Below are 21,573 nucleotides of genomic sequence, written 5' to 3'. Positions count from 1 at the left end.
GGTCGAGCGGCGGCGCCGCGGCGCTGGTGGCGGCCGGGGCCGCGCCGGTCGCGCACGCCAGCGACGGCGCCGGCTCGACCCGGATCCCGGCCGCCTGCTGCGGGCTGGTCGGGCTCAAGCTGAGCCGTGGACGCGGCCCCTGCGGCCCGGAGGCCGGTGAGCTGGTCCTCGGCATGGCGGACGAGTTCGTGCTCACACGCACGGTCCGCGACGCCGCCGGCCTGCTGGACGCGGTCCACGGGCCGGGGATCGGCGACAAGTACACCGCGCCTCCGCCGCGCGGGTCGTATGCGCGGGAGCTCGTGACGGATCCGGGCCGGTTGCGGGTCGCGCTGACCACCACCTCCTGGATGGGCACGGACGTGGACCCGGAGGTCGCCGCGGCGGCGGTCGCGACGGCCCGCGTGCTGGAGCAGGCGGGGCACGTCGTGGAGGTGGCGAGCCCGGCGGTCGACCGGGAGGACGCCATGAGGGCGTGGATCATCGAGGCCGTCGGGGTCGCCTCCCCGTGCCTGCTGGCGCCACGGCAGCCCGACGAGGCCAGGATGGAGGCGGTCTCGCGGGAGTTCCTGAAGGCGGCCAGGCAGGCCACCGCGCTGGACATGCTGGCCGCCTTCGACGCCCAGAACCGGGTCACCCGGTCGGCGGCGGCCTTCTTCACCGGGTACGACCTGCTCGTCACGCCCACCCTGGGCCGTCTGCCGGTGCCGCACGGCACCTTGCGGTACGACGATCCCGGTCAGACGCTGCGGGGATGGCTGGAGACGTTGTCCGGGTTCGGGCCGTTCACGCAGTTGTTCAACACCACCGGGCAACCGGCGATCAGCCTGCCGCTGGGGCAGAGCGCGGGCGGGCTGCCCATAGGCGTGCAGCTCGCCGCCGCGTACGGGCGCGAGGACCTGCTGTTCCAGGTCGCCGCGCACCTGGAACGGGCGATGCCGTGGCGGGACCGGGTTCCGCCGATCTTCGCGGGTGGCCTGCCCGGGTGATGGGCAGGCGGACTCTCTGAGGCCGTGAGCGAGGGCGGCTCGGCGTCGAGCGGGGGCATGGTCATACCCGGTTGAGGTCGTAGCCGCCCTCGCGTCCGGCGCCAGGGCAGTTGCTCCGGCGTGGCGGACGACGGTGAGCCCCACCGCGAGCGGACTGCGGGGTCCTGCGAAAGGCCGTGTCGCGTGCACTCGATTCCTGGCTCGCGTGAAAGACGGGCGACACTACTTCCTGCAAAGGCTCAACCACATGCCGCTCAGTACGACCCTGTCTGACGCCGCCCTGATCGAGCGGTCGTGGCGAGATCCCGAGGGTTTCGCCTCGCTGTTCGACCGGTACGCAGGACACATCCACCGTCATGTGGCCCGCCGGCTCGGCGACGACACGGCCGACGACGACGTCTCCGAGACGTTCCTCGCGGCGTTCAGGCAGCGCCGGGACTACGACGCCGCGGAACGAGCTCTTGAGCGGGCGAGCGCGCAGGCCGTACGCCGCCCTCTCGCCCAGGCGCTCGCCTCGCTGAAGGCCCGTGCCGTGACGTCCTCTTACTCGTGGCCTGGGCCGACCTCACCTACGAGGAGGTGGCCAACGCGCTGTCCGTCCCGATCGGAACCGTTCGTTCCCGTCTCAGCCGCGCGCGGGCCATCGTCCGCGACGCCCTCGGCAGCATCGACCCCACGGCGGACCGCCTCGCCCCCGCCCGTACCGCGCTCCTGGCCGCAGCTCGCGCGAAGCGCCGGCTGCGGATCCGGGCGACCGGCCTGCGGCGTCTGGTGCCGGCAGCGGGCCTGGTCGCGGCTCGCCGACGCGCTCGCGGCCTGGTCGAAGTCCTTGTCGCCGAGATCCTGCGCCTGAGCCCGCGTCCGGCGGACGACGGGCAGACGATCTTGCGGCGCCCGTCGATCACTCAGGTCGTCGTCAGAGGCCGAGGCCCCGACGCACTCCGCGGGAGAACATGGCAGGTCGCCGGGATGACGCGGGACGTCAACATGCGCGGGTAGGGCCGATGCCGGTGAAGAGGGCGTCGAGGATCCGGTCGACGTACTCATGAGTCAGTGGTTCCTGCGTGATCAGGAGCTGGAAGTACAGCGGGCCGGACAGGACCGCCATCGCCAGGGTGAGGTCGAAAGCGGGCGACAGCTGCCCCTGGTCGCGGGCCGTCTTCAAGCGGGCGACGGTCTTGTCCGCCTGTGGGGTGATGAAGCGTTCGTTGAGCGCGGCGGCGATCTGGGGATCGTGCTGGGCCTCGCCGATCAGGGCCTTGAACAACGGGCCGACGGGTGGCCCGGCCAGCAGATCAACGGCCGAGTGGATCTGGGCTCGCAGGTCGGCCATGATGTCGCCGCTGTCGGGGTAGTCCAGGGCAGGCCCGTTCACCGACAGCAGCGAGTCGAACAGCAGGGCCGCCTTGGACGGCCATCGGCGGTAGATGGTCTGCTTGCTGGCGCCCGCTCGGGCGGCGACCGCCTCCATGCTCAGTTTGGCGTAGCCGATCTCCTGGCCGAGCTCCAGCGTGGCCCGCATGATGGCCTCGGTCCGGTCGGCACCGCGACGGTGGGGCGTGTCGGTCATGCCGACACCTTATCGGTACGGCGCGTTCCGTACGGGCGGCGGACTGCAGGGGCACAGGCTCCAGCGCGGGTACGGCTGGGCGCGCACCCGCTCCGTCCGGCACCGAGCGGCCGATCAGGTATGGGACGGGGGCGGGGACAGGACCAGGCGGATGGCGAAATTGCGGTAGCCGGCGCGCTCGAAGGCGCGGGCCATCGGGACGTTGCCCGCGTCCGTGTCGGCGACGATCCGCTGCACGCCGCGTTCGGCGTGGTTGCGGGTGATCTCGCCGAGCAGGTCGTTCACGTAGCCCCGGCCGCGGTGCTCGGGCACCACCCCGAGGTAGCCGACCACCGGGCCGCCGCCGTTCGCCGACGGCAGCGCGACCCCGGCCAGCTCGCCGTCCCCGGTGTAGGCCAGACGCCACCAGGAGCGCTCACCGGGCATGGAGCGGTAGCCGGCGACGTCCTGGCGTGCCTGCGCGTCCGGATCCATGGTGACCAGGGCTTCGCGGGTGTGGTGGTCGAGCGTGCCGACGGCCACCCGGCGGAACGCCTCGACGAACATCTCGTCGTCGTCCTCGCCGCGGAACTCCAGCCGGCCCGACGGCTTGGGCACCTCGGCTTCGGCGGTCCACTCGTAGCGCAGCCGTTCCAGTTCCTCGGTCAGCCCCGCGCGGCCGGCGGCCGTCCAGCGCCAGGCGATCGCGGCCGCGGACGTGGGGTCGTCGCGCCAGCCGTTCGAGACGAACACGTGGTACGCGGGTTTGTCCTCGTAGCCGGCGTGGGCGTGACCGAGCAGGACGGCGGCCAGGCCGATGGGGTCATCGACCGAGGGGTGGACGTAGAGGCAGTCCAGCGCGAGAGGCTTGCCGGCCTCGGGGGCGCCCCACCACACGGCGCGGGCCAGGATCTCGCCGTTCTCCTCGGCGACCCAGATCCACGCGTGGCGGTAGTTGCCGGATTCGAGGAAGGACCGCAGCCGTTCAGGATGGGCCCAGCTGATGCCCTCATCGACGACGCAGCCGAGCAGACGGTCGAGATCACCCGCGACCGTGGGACGAAAAATCACAGATCCTCCAGAAAGTGGAAGCGGACCCGGTGGGCGCCCGGTTCGGTGCGGGACATCTCGGTCGTCCCGCACCGGGCACCTTATCGGTACGGAACGTTCCGTACTTGACAGCGGACGTCCGCCCTGGACATCATCCTATCGGTACGGAACGTTCCGTACACATAAGAGGAGTAAGGCCGCCTGGCCCGACCACACCATCACCACCTCACGAGAAGAAGACGATCGCGTGATGCCCGTCCCCCCTGACCCGACCGTGCTGCGTCCCATGCCCGATCAGCCCCGAGTCGTGCTGCTCAAGCCCCTGGTCACCGCACCGCTGATCGACGTCGGCGAGTTCTCCTACTACGACGACCCCGACGATCCGACCGCCTTCGAGACCCGCAACGTGCTGTACCACTACGGCCCGGAGAAACTGATCATCGGCAGGTTCTGCGCGCTCGGGGAGGGCGTGCGGTTCATCATGAACGGCGCCAACCACCGCATGGACGGCCCCTCGACCTTCCCCTTCCCGATCATGGGTGGTTCCTGGGCCGAGCACTTCGGCCTCGTCACCGGCCTGCCCGGACGGGGTGACACCGTGGTCGGCAACGACGTCTGGCTCGGTTACCGCTCGACGGTGATGCCCGGCGTCCGCATCGGCCACGGAGCGATCATCGCCTCCGGCGCCGTGGTCGTGGACGACGTGCCCGACTACGGCATCGTCGGCGGCAACCCGGCCAGGCTCATCCGACGTCGCCACAGCGACGCCGACATCGCCCGCCTGCTCGCACTGGCCTGGTGGGACTGGCCGCTGCAGCACCTCACCCGGCACGTCGCCACGATCATGTCCGGCAGCGTCGCGGAGCTGGAGGAAGCGGCGGCCCGCAGGCCGTAGGACGCGCCGCCGGGCTCCGGACGCCTCCGCCCACGGCGTCACGCGCCTCCATCTGTCGTTCCTTCACCTTTCCACGATCAGAATCGAGCTGTCCTCATGCCTGCTTCGTCGCGCCGCGACCCGTTCGCCGACTGGCTTCGCGGCCACGCCGTCCCGCTCACCCACCTCGACCCCGAGGCTCCGCTCGACGACCTGGAGCCGATGCGCGACCTCGTCGGCGACGCGCGCGTCGTCGCGGTCGGCGAGAATTCCCACTTCATCACCGAGTTCTCGGTCATGCGCCGGCGCATCCTGAGGTTCCTGGCCGAGCGCTGCGGCTTCACCGTCCTGGCCTTCGAGTACGGCTTCAGCGAGGGCGTCCCCCTGGACGCCTGGGCGCAGGGCGAAGGCACGGACGACGAGCTGGCGGCCCGGCTCGCCACGGCGATCCCCGTGGGGGTCGACGAGCCGCTGCGCTGGATGCGCCGGCACAACGCCTCAGCGGCCGAGCCGGTGCGTTTCGCCGGGATCGACATCCCGGCGGCCGGCGGGTCCCTGCTTCCCGCACTGGCCCCGGTCGCCGACTACCTGCGCCAGGTCGATCCCGGGACCCTCCCGGTGATCGAGGAGGCGATGCGGATCGCCGGGTCGTTCGCCGGCGCCTCCGCGGCCTCGGCCGCGCCGGCCTGGACCCGCCTGGCGACCGCCGAGCAGGACGCTCTCAGCGCGATCCTGATGCGGCTGCTCATGCGCTTTCGTGCCGTGGAGTTGTTGTACCTCTCCCGTGCCGACCGGCCCAGCTACGACCTCGCCCTGCGCCGCCTTGAGGCCGCCTGCAGCGCCGACTACGGTTTTCGCGCCATGGCCGGTCTGTACGCCGGCACCGGCCTGACCGCCGACACCTCGGCCAGGGATGTCTACATGGCCGGGTCGGTCCAGTGGCACCTGGAACGTTCCGGCCCCGAGGCCCGCATCGTGCTGGCCGCCCACAACGCCCACATCCAGAAGACGCCGGTCTCCTTCGACGGGCGGCTCACGGGGCTGCCCATGGGGCAGCACCTGCACGACCGCCTGGGCGATGACTACGTCGCCCTCGCCCTGACCAGCCCCGCCGGACACACCGCCGACATGCGCCCCGACGAGAACGCGCGCTTCGGCTTCGCCGTCGACGACACCGTGCTGCAGCCGCCCGAGCCGGGCAGCGTCGAGGCCGCCTTCGCCGAGGCCGGGCTCGGGCTCAGCATCGCCGACCTGCGCCAGGCGCACGGGATCGCCGGCCCCGACCGCATCCGGATCCAGAGCGCCTACGTGCACACGCCCGTCCTGGAGGCGTTCGACGGCATCCTCAACACCCCGACCTCCACCGTCGCCGCCCTCTGAGACCCGACCCGCGACAGATCGCAAGGAAAGTGACCGATGAAGAACGCCGACGTGATCATTGTGGGAGCCGGACCGACCGGCCTCATGCTGGCGATCGAACTGAGCCTGGCCGGGGTGCGGCCGCTGGTGCTGGAGCGGCACCCGAACCGCCGCGACACCCCCAAGGCCGGCGGCCTCGGCGGCCAGATCCTGGAGCTGCTGCGCTACCGGGGCCTGCTGGAACGCTTCCAGGCTGCCTGCCCCGGCCCCGCCCCGGCACCCCGGTTCCCGTTCGGCGGGGTGCACCTGGACTTCACCCGGCTGGCGGATCCGCCGCTGCACGCGCTGCCGCTGCCGCAGCAGCACCTGGAACGGCTGCTCGACGAACGCGCCGGCGAACTCGGCGTGGACGTACACCGCGGGCACGAGGTGACCGGCGTGAACCAGGACGACGCCGGGGTGAGGGTGGACGTGCGGGGCCCGGACGGACCGTACCAGGTCAGCGCCCGCCACCTGGTCGGCTGCGACGGCGCGCGCAGCCGCGTCCGGGACTGGACCGGCATCGGCTTCCCCGGCACCGTCTACCCCGAGGTCAACCGGCTGGCCCAGGTCACCCTGCCCGACGAGGTCACCGTGCTCGGCAACGGCGATCTCGACGTCCCCGGCTTCGGCGTGATCCGCGCCGGTTTCACCCGCACCGACCACGGTCTGTTCGGCCTCGGCTCCTCACCCGGCGCCCCGAGCGTCTCCCTCTACACCATCGAGGACGAGGCCACCGAGTACGACGACGACGTCCCGATGACCCTGACCGAACTGCAGGACAGCATCCACCGCGTGCTCGGCGTGCGCCTGCCCCTGGCGGGATCGACCCGGCTGTCGCGCTTCACCTTCAAGGCCCGCCAGGCCGAGCGCTACCGGGCCGGGCGCATCCTGCTGGCCGGGGACGCGGCACACCTGTTCCCCGCCACCGGCGTGGCGCTCAACGCCGGCCTGCTGGACGCGGTCAACCTGGCCTGGAAACTGGCCGCCGACCTGCACGGCCGGGCGCCGGACGGCCTGCTGGACACCTACCACGCCGAACGCCACCTCGCCGGTGCCCGCACCATGCTGCACACCCGCGCCCAGGTCGCGCTGCGACGCGGGCACGACGCAGCCGCCGAAGCGCTCCGTGAGATGTTCCAGGAGCTGCTCACCGACGAGCAGCCGTTGCGGCGTATGGGATCCGTGGTCGCCGGCGCCGACATCCGCTACCCGATGCCTGGCCCGAACCCCCACCCCCTGGCCGGAACGTTCGCGCCCGACCTCACCCTGCACACCGGTCAGGGAACCACCCGCGTCGCCGAACTCCTGCACCCGGCCCGGCCCATCCTCCTCGACCTCGCCGACCGCCCCGAGCTTCGCGAGGCCGCCCGCGCCTGGGGGCAGCGTGTCGACGTCCACACCGCCAGGACCGACCGGCGGCCGTCCGACGCCCTGTTGATCCGGCCGGACGCCCACATCGCCTGGGCCGCATCCGTCGACGAACCCGCCGACACGGCCGTACCGGCGCTGCGCGAAGCACTCTCCATCTGGTTCGGCACCCCCTGACACCGACCGGGTGCGGGCAGGTTCGTACCGGTCGGGCAGGGCCACGTCAGGGGCGCTGGAACCAGCGGATCAGGAATCCTGTGGCCCGCTCGCGGTCGCCGGTCGCTCCCGCCCGGCGCCGACGAGCGGAAGGACGACATCGTCGACGATGGAGGCGATCACGTCGTCGGCGAGCGGCAGGCCGCCCAGGACCACCTCGTTGCGTGCCAGGTCGAAGGGCAGCCGGAGCACCCGCGCGGGAAGGTCGGCGGTGGGGATCTCACCCCGCTCCGCGGCGCGCGCCAGGATGGTCGCCATCGCGTGCCCGGTCGTGGAGCGTGCGATCCACGCGCGCACCGCGGCGGCGGCGTCCGGGTCACGGGCCGTTTCCGCGAGCAACCCGGCCAGCACCTCGCCGCGGACGGCGCCGAACCCGTTGACGGCCTCCCGCAGCAGGCCGATCAGGTCCGGGCGCAGGCCGCCGGTGTCCGGCACCGCGGCGACGGGCGGCGCGGCGCGTTCCATGGCCGCGAGCGCGAGCTCGGCCCGGGTGGGCCAGCGCCGGCTGAGCACCGGGCGGCTGGTGCCGGCCGCCGCCGCGACCGCTTCGAACGTCAGCCTGGCGTATCCGGCCTCGTGCAGGATCTGCCAGGTCGCGTCGAGGATGGCGGCGTCCAGTCGCTGTCCCCGTCGGCGCGTGGGCGTCATCGAACCACTCCTTAAGATGCGCTTCGAATCTTATCTGTGCTAGCGTGCGAGGATGGAATTAGATACGTTGTGCATCTTATGGAGGATCGGCAGATCATGACGGAACCCGCCACCGGCAGCCTGCCGCGCCTGCCGACCGTCAAGTCCTGCCCGTACCTCCCGGCCGACGGCCACGGCCCCGGCGCTGTCACGAAGGTCCGGCTGCCCGACGGGCGCCAGGCATGGGCGGTGACCGGATACGCCGAGGGCCGCGCCCTGCTGGCCGACCCCCGGCTGACCGCCGACCGCGCGCACCCCGGCTCGCCCCTGCCGCTTCCGTTCCCACCCGGCCCGCGCACCCGGCCGATGTTGCTCGGCGCGGAGGGGAAGGAGCACCAGCGACAGCGCAGAGCGCTGATCTCCGCGTTCACCGTCAGGCGCGTCACGGCGCTGCGTCCCCGGCTCGAACACCTCGTGCACGAGCGACTCGACGCCCTGCTGGCCGCCGGTCCGCCCGCCGACCTGGTGGCCGGCTTCGCCCTGCCGGTGCCCTCGCTGGCGATCTGCGAGCTCCTCGGCGTCCCGTACGAGGACCATGCCTTCTTCGAGCGACAGGCCAGGCTCCGGCACGACGCCGAGCAGGCCCGGCGGCCCTGGCGGAACTCGGCCGCTACCTCGAGGACCTGGTGCGGGCCAGGCAGTCGGCCCCCGGCGACGGCCTGATCGACGCCCTGCTCGCCCATCAGGCCGAGCAGGGCGCGACCGACCCGGACGAGGTCACCGGGCTGGCGCTCGTCCTGCTGATCGCCGGCCACGTCACCACCTCCAGCATGATCTCGCTGGGCACACTCGCGCTGCTCGAACACCCCGAGCAGCTCGCCGCCTTACGCGACGGCACACCCGCGTGGCCCGGCGTCGTGGAGGAGCTCCTGCGGTACGTCTCCAGCGAAGGCACACTCCCCCGGGTCGCGATCGAGGACGTCGAGATCGGCGGGCAGCTCATCCGCGAGGGCGACGGCGTACTGATCGTCACCTCCGTCGCCAACCGCGACGAGACGCTGCTCGACCGCCCCCTGGAGCTGGACGTGCGGCGGCCCGCCGGACGACACCTCACCTTCGGCCACGGCGCCCACCAGTGCCTCGGGCAGAACCTGGCCCGCGCCGAGCTGGAGACGGCCTTCCGCGCCCTGTTCACCCGCATCCCCACGATCACCCTGGCCGCACCGGTCGGCGAACTGACCACCACGCGCGGATCGGGCCTGGAGAGGCTGCCGGTCACCTGGTGACGGGCTCCGTGGACCGGCTCGGACTACTCCCGGCGTCGTAGCCGGCCCTCCACTGATCCCCTGGCGGTAGCGGCAGGTCACTCCGCCGGCAGGACGCCACCGGACGGCGGCGCGGCCATCATGACGGGCATGAGATCAGCAGTGAACGACCGGGAGAGGTCGGAGGTTCTCGATTCCGCGCTGGACGGCGTGCACCGCGCGGGAGTGCCTGGCGTGTACGCCGAAGTGCGCGACGCCGGCCGGGTGTGGCGGGGCGCCGCCGGGGTCGCCGACGTGGAGACCGGCCGTCCCGTCGAGCCCGGGATGGCGCAACGTGTGGGCAGCATCACCAAGACCTTCGTCGCGGCCGCCGTCCTGCAGCGGGCCGAGCGGGGCGACATCCAGCTCGACGCCCCGATCGGCCGCTACCTGCCCCGGCTGGTGCCGGGCGGGCGGGGGCAGCGGATCACCGTCCGGATGCTGCTCAACCACACCAGCGGCATCGCCGACTATCTTCCCGCCGCCTTCCCGTCACTGGGCGGATTCCCCTCCCTGCCGGACATCTCGCCGGCGAGCCTGGACGGCAACCGGTTCACGTACTTCCCCCCGGCCGAGCTGATCAGGATGGGGCTCGCGGCGCCCCCGACCGGCGAGCCCGGCGGCTCTCCCGGCGTCTACTCCAACACCAACTACATGATCCTCGGCCGGCTTCTGGAGCACGTGACCGGCGCCACGGCCGAGGGGTACGTCACCCGGCACGTCATCGAACGCGCCGGGCTGCGCAACACCGCCTTCCCCGGCGGGCCGCGGATCGAGGGACCGCACCCGCGGATCTACGAGTCGTTCTTCGGCATGATCGACCCGCCCCGTGACTACAGCGTGTACGACATGTCCTGGGTGCGGACGGCGGCCTCGCTGGTGTCCACCATGGAGGACCTCAACACCTTCTACGGCCTGCTGCTCTGCGGCGAGATCGTCGGCCTGTCCCTCCTCGCGGAGATGCACCGCACGGTCCCGGTCCGCGCGCACACCGGTGAGATGATCGACTATGGCCTCGGCCTGCAGCGGGTCGAGATCCCGGGAGGCGGCACCTGCTGGGGCCACGGCGGCACGGTCTGGGGAGCCACGACGATGTCACTGACCCGCGACGACGGCAGGCGGCAGATGTCCATCACGACGAACCTCGCGAGATGGAACAGGCCGGACTCGTCGGGCAGGCCCCAGCCCCATCCGATCGATGCCGCCCTGGCCGCCTTCAGCCGGCAGGTCATGGGTCCTCGCACCCGAGGTGGCAGCCGTGCGTGAACGTGCCCGCGCCGTCACCCCCGTGGCCGGACGTGGAGGCGGGCTCAGCCCGCGCGCCGGTACTGGAAGTCGTCGAAGTAGGCACGAAGCCGCTGGTTGTGCCTCTCCACGGCCCCGGGATCGACGATCCAGAACGCGTACGTCTCCGCGAACAGCTCCCCCGCCGAGGTCCGCGCGTACGGGGTGAGGTCCTGGCCCACGTTCTCCTTGCTCACGAACGTGACGAAGTTCCGCAGGCACGGGGTGATGTCGCGACCCTGCGGCGTCCTGTACTTCGCCCGCCAGCGGGCCTCGAGGATCTGCGCGTCGCACCACCGGACGACCTCGTCCCGGTAGGTCTGCCAGGTCGCCTGGGTCACTTTGCCCGTCACGTTGCTCTTGAGCTGCGCGAACGCGTTCTCCGGCTGGTAGACGCCCTGCTCGCCCGCCTCGATCCACTCCTGGACCTTCTCGATCGCGTCGAGCAGGGCGTCGTACTCGGCCTTGGCGTCGGCGCCCGAGAGCTTGGCACCGAGCTCGTTCAGCGCGGTGTTGTCCGTGTTGAGCTGGAGGGCGTCGGTCACCGCGTCCTCCGGGACGCGCTCGAACGGGCGGTACCGCCGCCCACCGGCGCCCTGGACGACCTGGGCCGCGTTGCTCCGGGACTCGGCCCGGCACGCGGCGCTCTCCACGGCATGCCCGACCTCGTGCAGGATGTCGCGCACGCTCGGCAGGCAGGCGCGCGAGGTGGCGCCGCCGTAAAAGCCGATGTCGTCGTCCCGGAAGATCGCGTCCGCCAGTTTGAGCGTGCCGAGCGATCCGGCCCAGGGGCCTCTTTCGTAGCTGAACTTGCCCTTGTCGTGACCGTCCGCGCCGGCGAGTTCACCCACCCGCTGGATCTCGACGCCCTGCAGCGCGGGACGGTCGGCGACGGGGACGAGCCGCAGCGCTTCGTGCAGCTTGACCAGTTGCTCGACCGTCCAGGGGCCGGTGATCCCGGCAAGGTTGTAGGTGTTCGTGAGCGATTGCGTCAGCTGGTTCAGGTCACGGCCGGCAGGCTCGACACCGGCCGGCAGGCCGCGCCCGACCAGGGTCGCGGTCGCGTGACCGCCCTCGCCGTAGGCGAGGATCACCTGGCCGACGGTGGTGGCCGTGAGGGGCAGGATCTGGTGGTTGGTCTGGGTGCGGTACGCCCGCGGGACGTACGAGGCGAGCAGCCACGTCAGGGCGTGGCGTTCCGGGTCGGTCAGCCGTCCGTCCGGGAAGGCGACGTCCGCCGTGGCGAGGCCGCTCTCCTTGACCATCAACGCGGCGACGTCGGCGTTCAGCGGCTGCGGCAGCCGCAGATCCTCGAATCTCACGAACGTGTAGTCGATCGGCATGGGGCTTCTCCTCCTGATCCCCGCACCCGGCGTCGGGTGCCCTGCGATGTCCCGGAGCAGCCCTGAGCCGGTCCTGATACGGCCGGACGCCTTTACAATGTAGATTCCTTCCGTCAGGGCAGATCGCGGACCGGGATTGCTCGCGGGGTGGTCGCGGATGGCTCGCGATCAGGTCACGGGAACGGCCCCGGGGTCGTTCGTTGGCTAGCGTCACCGGCATGCCCCTCGCCTCGATTCCCAGCCCTTCCCAAGGGGTCTGGTATCTCGGATTCGTCCCCATCCGGGCCTACGCGTTGTGCTTCATCGTCGCCATCGGGTTCGGCATCTGGCTGAGCGAGCGCCGCTGGCGTGCCCGTGGCGGCGAGCGGGGCACGATCGGCGACATCGCGATGCCCGCGGTGATCTTCGGGCTGGTCGGCGGCCGTCTGTACCACGTCCTCGTCGACTGGCAGACCTACTTCGGCCCGCGCGCGGTCAAGGAGCCGTACCAGGCGCTGTTCGTCTGGGAGGGCGGGCTCGGCATCTGGGGCGCGGTCGCCCTGGGCGGCGTGGGCGTGTGGCTGGCCTGCCGCCGCCGGGGGGTGCCCCTCGGGCCGGTGGCCGACACGATCGCGCCCGGCATCGCCTTCGGGCAGGCCATCGCCCGCTGGGGCAACTGGTTCAACCAGGAGCTGTACGGCAGCCCGACCACCCTGCCGTGGGGCCTGGAGATCGACCAGGCGCACGGCGGCCTGCCGGGCACGCTCTACCACCCGACGTTCCTGTACGAGTCCTTGTGGGACGTGGCCCTCGGCTTCGTGCTGATCCTGGCCGGCCGGCGGCTGAGGCCGGACCGCGGCCGGCTGTTCGCCCTCTACGTCGCCGGATACACCGCCGGACGGTTCTGGATCGAGGGGCTGCGGATCGACCCGGTCGGCGGCGTGGACCACGCGGTGACGCTGCTGGGCCTGCGGATCAACCAGTGGACCTCGATCGTGCTGTTCGCCGGCGCGCTGATCTTCCTCTGGGCGACTCGCCACAAGGAGAACGAACCGGCCCTGGAACACAGCCGCTGACGGACCGGACGGCGTCAGCCGGTCGGGGCCGGGTCGAGCAGCCGTCGCAGGTCGGCGACCGGCTGGACCCCGGAGACCGGCGGCCGGCCGTCGATCACCAGGCTGGGCACGCCGGTGACGCCGTGCTCGGCCGCGCGGCGCCGGTCGGCGCGCACCTGCTCGGCGTACTCGTCGCCGGCCAGGACGGCGCGCACCTCCGCGCCGTCCAGCCCGGCCTGGCCGGCCAGGCGCCGCAGGACCTCCGCGTCGGCCACGTTGAGCCCTTCGGTGTGGTAGGCGTACAGCAGTGCCTCCGTCATCTCCTCGGCCCGGCCGCGGCCGGCGGCCAGCTTGACCAGCCGGTGGGCGTCGAAGGTGTTGACCGGCCGGGCCAGGTGCAGGTTCAGCTCCAGGCCCTCGGCCGCGCCCAGCTCCCGGATGTGGGCGACGCGGGCGGGAGCCTGCTCCCCCCACCAGCCCGCCATGGCCTCGGCGGCGGTCGGGCCGGGGGTCCGGCCCTCCTCGGGCGCGAGTTCGAGGCTGCGCCGGACGATCTCGACGCCGTCGCGGGCCGGGTGCCCGGCCAGCGCGCGGGACAGGCGTCTCTTGCCGATGTAGCACCAGGGGCACAGCACGTCGGCGTAGATCTCAAGCTTCATGAACGTCCTGTCCGTCGAGAAAGCGGCCGGGAAAGCGGGGGTCCCGGGACATCGTGCAATCTCAACCGCGCTTGAGGTCAACCCGGTGGTGCGGAGGTCGCGCCGGGAGCCCCGGCGCGACCTCGATGAGGGACGGGCTCAGCGGGTCGTGATCTCGCTGACGGACAGGTTGCCCCAGGTGTGGTTGGCGGCCTTGACGACCAGGCGCACCTGGGTGGTCGTGATCGGCGCGGGCAGCGGCACCGACCGGCGTTCGACCGTGGCGGTGTTGCTCGCCCAGCTGATCGCCGCGCCGGCCGTCTGGGTCACCCAGGCCGAGCCGTTCCAGGTCTGGACGTCGAGGGAGGTGATGCCCTGGCCCTGGCCGAAGTGGGTGGCCAGCACGACCTCGCCGACCGTCCTGGGGTTGGGGAAGGTGAGGGTGAAGGTGCCCGGATAGGTGACGCCGGAGGACGGGCTGGCCCAGGTCGTGTAGTCCCAGCCGTCGGTGAGGGCGGCGGGGGTGGTGCCCTGGCCGTTGCCGAAGGAGGTGGTCACGGTCGCGGCCGGCTCGGACAGGCCGGCGCCCGCCGTCCGCTGGACGGCGCCGAGGTCGGGCATGCCCGAGGGCAGGGCCGTGCCGGAGACGTCGCGGCCGCCGTCGGAGGCGATCTCCAGACCCTGCCGCAGGACCGGGGACGACGCCGTCGGGAGGTAGCCGGACAGGTCGGCGAGCGTGGTGGCGGTGCCGGGCGCGGTCAGCAGCGGGTTGCCGGACAGGGCCGCCCTGTCGCCGCCGGGGACCGGCCCGGAGTAGTAGAGGTTGCGGTCGTACTGCACGGCGCCGCCGTCGTTGTAGGGCAGGTTGGCGCCGTTGTGGATGACGTTGTTGCGCAGCCGGATGTTGCTCACCGAGCTGCTCCACACCTTCACCAGGCTGAACGAGGCCCGGTCCGGATGGTTCTGGATGAACGGCGTCAGCGGCACCCAGACGGTGTTGTTGTAGGCGTCGATGTTCCTGGTGTTGGTGGAGAAGGCGAAGACCTGGTTGGCGTCGTTCTGGCTGACGTTGTAGCGGATGGTCGCCTCGGCCGGTCCGGTGCCGGTCGAGACGGCGATGAAGAAGCCGCCCTCGTTGTCGTGGCTGAAGTTGTACTGGACCAGGCTGCGGTGGACGGAGGCGTCGGCGTCGAAGGCGTTGCCGTCGCTGGCCAGGCCCCAGTACTTCGTGCCGGACACCTCGTTGAACTGGACGACGGTGTCGTCGGCCCCGGCCCACCAGATGCCGACGTTGCCGTGGTTCTGCGCGGTCCTGGCGACCCGGTTGCGTTCGATGAGCGCGCCCTGGGCCTGCATGACGGTGATGCCGCCCGCCGAGATGTCGTGCACGTCGTTGCCGCGGACGACGACGCCCGTGCTCGGCGTCCAGGGCCGGTAGTCGGCGGCGGGGATGCCCATGAGGTCGCTCCACAGGGACGTCCAGCCTTCGCGCTGCATCCACTGCGACCAGGTGACGATCCCGTACGAGCGGGAGTCGGCGACCTCGTTGCCCTCGATGAGCAGGTCCTGGTAGTAGGTGGCGGTGTTCTTGCCCAGCGCGCTGACGATGATCCCGCCCGCCGACGGGTTGGAGGACTGCGATCCGGAGGTGGCGCCCTGGATGGCGTGCACGTAGTTGCCGCGTACGGTGATCCGGGGGACGGCGCCGAGGTCGGTCGCGGTGACCGCGATGCCGATGCGCGGCGTGCTCCCCGAACCGGTGTTGGTCACCTCGAACCCGTCCAGGACGACGTCGTGCAGGTCGGCGAGCTTGACGGCCGCGTCCACGACGCCGCCGCCGGCGATGGACGGCCGGGCGCCGGTGCCGTAGGAGGTGAAGGTGACCGGGCTGCCGGCCGAGCCCGAGCCGCGCGGCGCGAGCCGCCCGGTCCACTGCCCGCCGGCCTTGAAGCGAACGGTGTCGCCGGGCTGGAAGGTCTGGGCGTTGACCTTGTCCAGGGTCCGCCAGGCGGTGGACGGGGAGTGCCCGTCGGCCGAGTCGTTCCCGGCGGGGTCGACGTAGTAGGAGGTCGCGGCGTAGGAGGTGGCGGCGTGGGCGGGGGTGGGCGCGGCCACGAAGGTCAGGACCAGCGCGGCGCACGGTAAGAGAACTCGGAACACGGCAACTCCTTGGGAGGTGACGGTCGGGCGCCCGAGTTACTAATTAATCAAGGTTTAATATCTTGCCTGAAGAGGGTCAGGTCAAGAGGGAGATCCACGTCGTAGAGAAGCTCGTCCACGTGGTTGAGCGCGTGCCGTACGGCGCCGAGGACGACGGCCTGGTCGGCGAGGGTGGAGATCTCCAGGGCGGGCGGTTCGAGGCAGAGCGGGTCCAGGTGCCGGCGCAGCGGCTCCATGAGCACGTCGCCCGAGCGCGAGACGCCGCCGCCCACCACCACGAGGTCGGGGTCCACGGTCAGCACGATGGCGGCGATGCCCTCGGCCAGGTCGTGCGCGTACTGCTCGACCGCCCACCGGGCGGCGGGGTCGCCGTCCCTGGCCGCGGCGAAGACCAGCCCGGCCACCTCCTCCGGCGCGGCGCCGGGGGCGAAGCGCGCCAGGTGGTCGGGGGCGCGGTGCCAGCCGACCAGGTGCAGCGCGCCGATCTCCCCCGCCATGCCGCGCCCGCCGCGGTGCAGCTCGCCGCGCACCAGGATGCCGGCGCCGGTGCGCACGCCCGACAGCACGAACACCACGTCGTCCACCTCGCGGGCCACCCCGGCCCAGCGTTCGGCCAGGGCGGCGAGGTTGCAGTCGTTCTCCACCAGGATCCGGCAGGGGTAGTCGCGGCCCACCTCCGCCGCCAGGTCCAGGCCCGTCCACTCGGGCAGCCCCACGCACAGGCGGACCGTCCCGGACGGGCTCACCACGCCGGTGGTGCCCACGGCCACCGACAACACCTGGTCGGCGGTGACGCCGGCGTCCCGCAGCGCGGCCGCCATCGTCGCACGGACGGCCGCCAGCCGCTCGGCCCTGCCGTAGTCGGCCTGGACGCGGGTGAAGCCGAGGCCGACGGGGTCGCCCTCCAGGTCGGTCACCTGGGCGCGGACGCTGGAGGAGCCGATGTCGACGCCGACGACGTAGCCGGTCGCGGCCCGGAACCGGTAGAGGCGGGCCGGCCTGCCCATCTGGCCGGCCTCGGGGGCGACCTCCTCCAGCCATCCGTGTCCGTGCAGCTCCTCGACCAGGCCCTCCACGGTCGGCCTGGACAGCCCGGCGCGGCGGGCCAGGTCGGTGAGCGGGACGACGCCCGCGGCGCGGATCGCCCGCAGCGTCGCGATCATGTTGATCCGCCGCAAGCGATGTGCGTCGCTTCCTTGGAGCGCGACCTTCCGCATGGACCCCCCTTGACAGTGCTGCCTGGCGACCAATACAAACAAGGACTAATAAAAACAGCTTTAATTACTAAGTGGCAAACCGGAAGGACATCGATGTCGGAACCCGTCGTCACGCTCGCCGTCGCGGGCGCGGGGCTGCGGAGTACGCTGTACGCCCGCCGGGCCCTGACGACCGGCCGCGCGAGGATCGTGGCCGTCGCCGAGCCTGATCCGCGACGCCGCGCCGCCTTCGCCGCCGAGCACGGCATCGCGCCCGGCAACGTCTTCGCCGACTGGGCCGACCTCGTCGCGGCGGGCAGGCTGGCCGACGCCATGATCATCGGCACCCAGGACCGGATGCACGCCGAGCCCGCGGTCGCCGCGGCCGACCTCGGCTACCACATCCTGCTGGAGAAGCCGATGGCCCCGACCGAGGAGGAGGCCGGGCGCATCACCGAGGCCGCCGAGCGCAACGGGGTCATCCTAGCCGTCTGCCACGTCATGCGGTACACCGACTACACGCGGGCCCTCAAGTCGCTCGTCGACCAGGGCGCCGTCGGCCAGATCATGAACATCCAGCATCTGGAGCAGGTCGGCTGGTGGCACCAGGCGCACTCCTTCGTCCGCGGGAACTGGCGCAACGAGGCGGAGTCGGCTCCGCTGCTGCTGGCCAAGGCCTGCCACGACCTCGACTGGATGGCCTACATCAAGGGCAGTCTGCCGCACCGGGTGTCCTCCTTCGGCGATCTCGTCTATTTCCGCGAGGAGCAGGCCCCGGCCGGCGCCACGGCCAACTGCCTCGACTGCCCGGTGGAGGCCACCTGCCCGTACTCGGCCAAGCGGCTCTACCTGGGCTGCCTGGGCGACCCGGACAAGGAGTGGTGGCCGCTGTCGGCGGTCACCGCCGACCACACGGCGCAGGGCGTGCTGACCGCGCTGCGCGAGGGCCCGTACGGCAGGTGCGTGTTCGCCTGCGACAACGACGTGGTCGACAGCCAGGTGGTGAACCTGGAGTTCGCCGACGGCGCCACCGCCTCGTTCACCGTCACCGCCTTCGCCGCCCTGGAGCACCGCAAGACCCGGATCTTCGGCACGCACGGCTCCATCGAGGGCGACGGCGTGCGCCTGCGCCTGCACGACTTCCTCACCGACCGGATCACCGAGATCGACACCCGGACCGGCGCCGGGGCCTCGATGGCCGGCGGCCACGGAGGCGGCGACGACGGACTGATGGACGCCTTCCTCGACGCCGTGGCCTGCGGCGACCCGACGATGATCCGTTCCAGCGGTCACGAGAGTTTGGCCACGCACCGCGTGGTCTGGGCGGCCGAGCGCGCCCGCCTGTCCGGCACGGTGATCACTCTCGCCGAGCCCTCCCCCCTTGAAAGGTGACAACCATGACCAACGTCCTCTCCCGGACGGCCGCGCTGGTGGCGGTCGGCGCGCTCGCGTTCGGTGTGACCGCGTGCGGCAACAAGAACAGCGGCGGCCCGGCCGGGCAGGCCGAGCAGAAGTCCCTCGTCTACCGCTCCTCCTGGGGCGAGCAGGAGCCGCAGGCCAAGATCTTCAAGGCGATTCTGGACGACTTCGCCAAGCAGAACAACGTCAAGGTGGACGCCAAGTTCGTCGGCCGCAAGGGCACCGAGAACCTGCCCACCGAGATGGCCGCCGGCCAGGGCCCCGACCTGTTCGACGTCGCGACCGACAACCTGCCGGGCTGGCGGGCCCAGAACCTGGCCGCCCCGCTGGACGACCTGCTCACCAAGCAGGTGCCCGGCGAGGGCAAGACCGTCGGCGACGTGCTGCCCGAGTCGGTCAGGCAGGCCGCCTCCGACGACAAGGGGATGGGCTTCCTCCCGCACACCGTGATCTCCACCGCCGTCTGGTACGACGCCGCCAAGCGCCCCGAGCTGGCCGCCAACCCGCCGCGCAGCTGGGCGGACCTGATCGCCTTCCTCGACAAGGAGAAGGCGGCCGGCCGGACCGGCATCGGCCAGGACGGCACCATCCCGTTCTACAACGTCTACTGGTTCTACTCGGCCCTGGTCCGCGCCAACGGCGCCGGCAGCCTGCTGGCGCTGTCGAAGGACGCCGCCGCCTGGGACAAGCCCGAGGTGCTCGCCGCCGCCAAGCAGGTCGAGCAGCTGACCAAGGGCGGCTACTTCCAGAAGGACCACATGGCCACGAAGTACCCGGCCGCGCAGGACGACTGGGCGCAGGGCAACTCGGCCCTGAACATCAACGGCACGTGGCTGGCCAGCGAGGTCAAGACGAAGACCCCGGCCGGCGCCAAGATCCGTTCCTTCCAGCTCCCGGCCGGCGGCAAGGACTCCGTCGAGGTCGGCGCGCTCGGCTGGGGCGTCAACGTCAAGGGCAAGAACGTCGAGACGGCCAAGGAGTTCCTGGCCTTCGCGCTGCAGAGCAAGCACCTGAGCCGCATCTCCACCGAGGCGCTCAACATCCCCTCGCGCCCCGACATCGCCGCCCCCGACTTCCTCGCCGACGTGCAGAAGGCGATCGCCGAGGCGCCCGCCGTGCACAAGACCTACGACACCCTGGCCGCCGACAAGGCCTACTGGGTCGACCTCCTGCTGCCCCTGGACGACCAGCTCCTGGCGGGCAAGATCGACGCCGCCGAGTTCGTCGCGCAGGGCAAGAAGAAGACCGCCGACTACCTCGCGAACAAGGGCTGACATGGCATACGGCTCCCTCGTTGCGGAGACGGCGCTCCCGTCGCGGGATCCGTACCGCGGCAAGATCCTGCGGCCGGCGCGGGAACGGGCCTTCTGGCCCTTCCTGCTGCCCGCGCTCGCGCTCTACACGCTGCTGTTCGTGCTGCCCTCCTTCTACGGCGTGTGGGTCAGCCTGTATCGCTGGGCCGGTCCGGGCGCCGAGATGGAGTGGCGCGGCCTGCGCAACTACCAGGCGCTGCTGCGCAACGACGCGTTCCTGCAGTCGTTCGCCAACACGTTCCTCCTGGCGGTCGCGGGCGGCGCGCTGGTCTTCGGGATCACGTTCCTGTCGATGATGGCGCTGCGCCACCTGAAGGGACGGGCCTTCATCCGGTCCGTCGTCTTCCTGCCGATGATCATCTCGGCGATCGCGGTCGGCGCCGCGGTCGGGTTCCTGCTCAACCCCGGCGGCGTCGTCAACCAGGTGCTGGGCTGGGCGGGCATCGACGGGCTGCCCTGGCTCGGCCCCGACCTGGTCTTCCGGTGCGTCATCGGCGGGCTGGTCTGGTCCTCCACCGGCTTCTACATCGCCCTGATGATGTCGGCCGTGGACGGCATCCCGCCCCACCTGTACGAGGACGCGGTGCTCGGCGGCGCGACCAAGTGGGAGCAGTTCCGCCACATCACGCTGCCGCTCACCTGGGACGTGTTCGCGGTCGCCGCCGTGTTGTGGGTGGTCAACAGCCTCAAGGTGTTCGAGATCGTGATCGCCTTCACCACCGGCGGCACGCCGGGCGCCCCGCCGCTGCAGGCCAGGACCGTGGCCGTGCAGCAGTACACGGTGATCACCGGGGGCGGCGTGCCCGAGCTGGGGTCCGGCGCCGCGATGGGGGTGGTGGTGACCCTGATCACCATCGTGCTGATCGTCCTGGTGCGCCGCATCACCCGCCGAGAGAGCGTGGAGCTGTCATGACGACCGTCCCGGTGAGGCGTCCCCTGGCCCGGCTGCTGGGCGACCTGCTGCTGCCCCGGCTGACCGCCGTCGCCCTGTGGGCGTGGGTGGCCTTCAACCTGGCCCTGGTCGCCTGGGTCGGTCTGCAGTCGCTGAAGTCCTCCGGCGAGGTGTGGCTGCACCCGTTCGCGCTGCCCGACTCCCCCGCCTGGGAGAACTACGACTCGGCCTGGCAGGCCGGCCAGTTCTCGATCGCCGCGCTCAACAGCGTCGTCCTGACCGCGCTCGGCTCGTTCCTCATCGTCGCGATCGCGGCGCCCGCCGCCTACGCGCTGTCGCGTTCGTCGCGGCGGATCGCCGGGCCGATCACCGGGTTCTTCGCCGTCGGGCTGAGCATCCCGCTGCAGACCATGGCGATCCCGATCGTGGTGGCCAAGCTGTCGGTCTACACGTTCATGGAGGACTGGGTCACCGGCTGGTGGGACAACCGCATCACGCTGCTGGTGTTCGAGGTCGTCCTGTCGCTGCCGTTCGCGGTGTTCGTCCTGTCCGGCTACTTCCGGTCGCTGCCCAGGGAGGTCGAGGAGGCCGCCGAGCTGGACGGCGCCGGGCCGCTGACGGCGTTCGTCCGCGTGATCGCGCCGCTGGCCCGGCCGGGCCTGACCACCGTGCTCGTGCTCAACGTGATCGGCCTGTGGAACTCCACGCTGCTGGTCCTGCTCATCACCCCGCTGCCCGAGGAACGCACGCTCCCGGCGGCCCTGCTCAACCTGTACTCGACCATGCAGTACAGCTCCGACTGGGGCGGCCTGTTCGCCGGGATCGTGATCCTCATCTATCCGATGGTCATCCTCTACATCTGGCTCGGCCGGCGGGTCGTCGAAGGCATGACGGCCGGTATCGGCAAATGACCTGG

Annotated in this window: 20 protein-coding genes; 13 read left to right on the top strand and 7 right to left on the bottom strand. The window is 71.6% G+C overall.

Going from position 1 to position 21,573, the window contains the following annotated elements:
- Together ABZ444_RS46080 and ABZ444_RS46075 are read left to right on the top strand one after the other, a co-directional pair.
- Positions 1–989: amidase (locus ABZ444_RS46080; RefSeq protein ID WP_358010616.1), on the top strand; the 989-nt coding region annotated here is incomplete at its 5' end.
- A gap of 549 nt (positions 990–1,538) precedes the next feature.
- The gene (locus tag ABZ444_RS46075; protein ID WP_358010615.1) at positions 1,539–1,988 is read left to right on the top strand and encodes a sigma factor-like helix-turn-helix DNA-binding protein; all 450 of its coding nucleotides are present in this window, start codon (positions 1,539–1,541) and stop codon (positions 1,986–1,988) included.
- Here the strand turns inward: ABZ444_RS46075 and ABZ444_RS46070 are convergent.
- Both ABZ444_RS46070 and ABZ444_RS46065 read right to left on the bottom strand, forming a co-directional pair.
- Positions 1,972–2,559 carry a TetR/AcrR family transcriptional regulator gene (locus ABZ444_RS46070; protein ID WP_358010614.1) on the bottom strand — a complete coding sequence of 196 codons (588 nt, stop codon included), beginning with the start codon at positions 2,557–2,559 and terminating at the stop codon, positions 1,972–1,974. The genes ABZ444_RS46075 and ABZ444_RS46070 overlap by 17 nt on opposite strands.
- Before the next feature lie 114 nt (positions 2,560–2,673).
- Positions 2,674–3,609 (bottom strand): GNAT family N-acetyltransferase, encoded by a 936-nt coding sequence (locus ABZ444_RS46065; RefSeq protein ID WP_358010613.1) that lies wholly within the window; start codon positions 3,607–3,609, stop codon positions 2,674–2,676.
- A 229-nt stretch (positions 3,610–3,838) separates the two neighbouring features.
- Between ABZ444_RS46065 and ABZ444_RS46060 the strand changes: the two genes are divergently transcribed.
- The 3 genes from ABZ444_RS46060 (at position 3,839) to ABZ444_RS46050 (ending at position 7,408) form a co-directional block, all read left to right on the top strand.
- Positions 3,839–4,483 (top strand): CatB-related O-acetyltransferase, encoded by a 645-nt coding sequence (locus tag ABZ444_RS46060; protein ID WP_358010612.1) that lies wholly within the window; start codon positions 3,839–3,841, stop codon positions 4,481–4,483.
- Positions 4,484–4,579: 96 nt separating this feature from the next.
- On the top strand, positions 4,580–5,842 hold the full coding sequence (locus ABZ444_RS46055) for an erythromycin esterase family protein (RefSeq protein WP_358010611.1): 1,263 nt from the start codon (positions 4,580–4,582) through the stop codon (positions 5,840–5,842).
- A gap of 36 nt (positions 5,843–5,878) precedes the next feature.
- Positions 5,879–7,408 carry an FAD-dependent monooxygenase gene (locus ABZ444_RS46050; RefSeq protein ID WP_358010610.1) on the top strand — a complete coding sequence of 510 codons (1,530 nt, stop codon included), beginning with the start codon at positions 5,879–5,881 and terminating at the stop codon, positions 7,406–7,408.
- A 69-nt stretch (positions 7,409–7,477) separates the two neighbouring features.
- On the opposite strand, the gene ABZ444_RS46045 is transcribed toward ABZ444_RS46050, so the two are convergent.
- Complete coding sequence (locus ABZ444_RS46045; RefSeq protein WP_358010609.1) at positions 7,478–8,095, bottom strand: TetR/AcrR family transcriptional regulator; 618 nt, start codon at positions 8,093–8,095, stop codon at positions 7,478–7,480.
- A gap of 96 nt (positions 8,096–8,191) precedes the next feature.
- Between ABZ444_RS46045 and ABZ444_RS46040 the strand changes: the two genes are divergently transcribed.
- The 3 genes from ABZ444_RS46040 (at position 8,192) to ABZ444_RS46030 (ending at position 10,644) form a co-directional block, all read left to right on the top strand.
- Positions 8,192–8,797 carry a hypothetical protein gene (locus tag ABZ444_RS46040; RefSeq protein ID WP_358010608.1) on the top strand — a complete coding sequence of 202 codons (606 nt, stop codon included), beginning with the start codon at positions 8,192–8,194 and terminating at the stop codon, positions 8,795–8,797.
- Positions 8,761–9,360, top strand: coding sequence for a cytochrome P450 (locus tag ABZ444_RS46035; protein ID WP_358010607.1), 600 nt, complete (start codon positions 8,761–8,763; stop codon positions 9,358–9,360). Before ABZ444_RS46040 ends, ABZ444_RS46035 begins: the two co-directional genes overlap by 37 nt.
- Positions 9,361–9,489: 129 nt before the next feature.
- A complete protein-coding gene (locus ABZ444_RS46030) occupies positions 9,490–10,644 on the top strand; it encodes a serine hydrolase domain-containing protein (protein WP_358010606.1) in 1,155 nt (384 codons plus the stop codon).
- A 44-nt stretch (positions 10,645–10,688) separates the two neighbouring features.
- Here the strand turns inward: ABZ444_RS46030 and ABZ444_RS46025 are convergent, their stop codons facing one another.
- Positions 10,689–12,005, bottom strand: coding sequence for a hypothetical protein (locus ABZ444_RS46025; RefSeq protein ID WP_358010605.1), 1,317 nt, complete (start codon positions 12,003–12,005; stop codon positions 10,689–10,691).
- A gap of 218 nt (positions 12,006–12,223) precedes the next feature.
- On the opposite strand from ABZ444_RS46025, the gene lgt reads away from it, so the two are divergent.
- Complete coding sequence (gene lgt / locus ABZ444_RS46020) at positions 12,224–13,060, top strand: prolipoprotein diacylglyceryl transferase (protein ID WP_358010603.1); 837 nt, start codon at positions 12,224–12,226, stop codon at positions 13,058–13,060.
- A 14-nt stretch (positions 13,061–13,074) separates the two neighbouring features.
- On the opposite strand, the gene ABZ444_RS46015 is transcribed toward lgt, so the two are convergent.
- From ABZ444_RS46015 to ABZ444_RS46005, 3 genes are all read right to left on the bottom strand, one after another.
- Complete coding sequence (locus ABZ444_RS46015) at positions 13,075–13,698, bottom strand: DsbA family oxidoreductase (RefSeq protein WP_358010601.1); 624 nt, start codon at positions 13,696–13,698, stop codon at positions 13,075–13,077.
- A 138-nt stretch (positions 13,699–13,836) separates the two neighbouring features.
- Positions 13,837–15,837, bottom strand: a complete 2,001-nt coding sequence (locus tag ABZ444_RS46010) for a right-handed parallel beta-helix repeat-containing protein (RefSeq protein WP_358010599.1) — start codon at positions 15,835–15,837, stop codon at positions 13,837–13,839.
- Between the two features lie 47 nt (positions 15,838–15,884).
- Positions 15,885–17,015, bottom strand: a complete 1,131-nt coding sequence (locus ABZ444_RS46005) for an ROK family transcriptional regulator (RefSeq protein ID WP_358010598.1) — start codon at positions 17,013–17,015, stop codon at positions 15,885–15,887.
- Positions 17,016–17,147: 132 nt separating this feature from the next.
- On the opposite strand from ABZ444_RS46005, the gene ABZ444_RS46000 reads away from it, so the two are divergent.
- From ABZ444_RS46000 to ABZ444_RS45985, 4 genes are read left to right on the top strand one after another with little or no spacing between them, the layout of a single operon-like run.
- Entirely contained in the window at positions 17,148–18,425 is a 1,278-nt protein-coding gene (locus ABZ444_RS46000) for a Gfo/Idh/MocA family oxidoreductase (protein ID WP_358010596.1), read from the top strand.
- 5 nt (positions 18,426–18,430) lie between these two features.
- Positions 18,431–19,726 (top strand): extracellular solute-binding protein, encoded by a 1,296-nt coding sequence (locus ABZ444_RS45995; protein ID WP_358010595.1) that lies wholly within the window; start codon positions 18,431–18,433, stop codon positions 19,724–19,726.
- A 1-nt stretch (position 19,727) separates the two neighbouring features.
- On the top strand, positions 19,728–20,678 hold the full coding sequence (locus tag ABZ444_RS45990; protein ID WP_352360126.1) for a sugar ABC transporter permease: 951 nt from the start codon (positions 19,728–19,730) through the stop codon (positions 20,676–20,678).
- Entirely contained in the window at positions 20,675–21,568 is an 894-nt protein-coding gene (locus tag ABZ444_RS45985; RefSeq protein ID WP_358010593.1) for a carbohydrate ABC transporter permease, read from the top strand. The genes ABZ444_RS45990 and ABZ444_RS45985 overlap by 4 nt, the downstream gene beginning before the upstream one ends.
- Positions 21,569–21,573: the final 5 nt, after the last annotated feature.

The organism is Nonomuraea sp. NPDC005730, from assembly GCF_040630865.1.
Classification (GTDB): Bacteria; Actinomycetota; Actinomycetes; order Streptosporangiales; family Streptosporangiaceae; genus Nonomuraea.
This window is presented reverse-complemented; position numbering and strand designations above follow the sequence as displayed.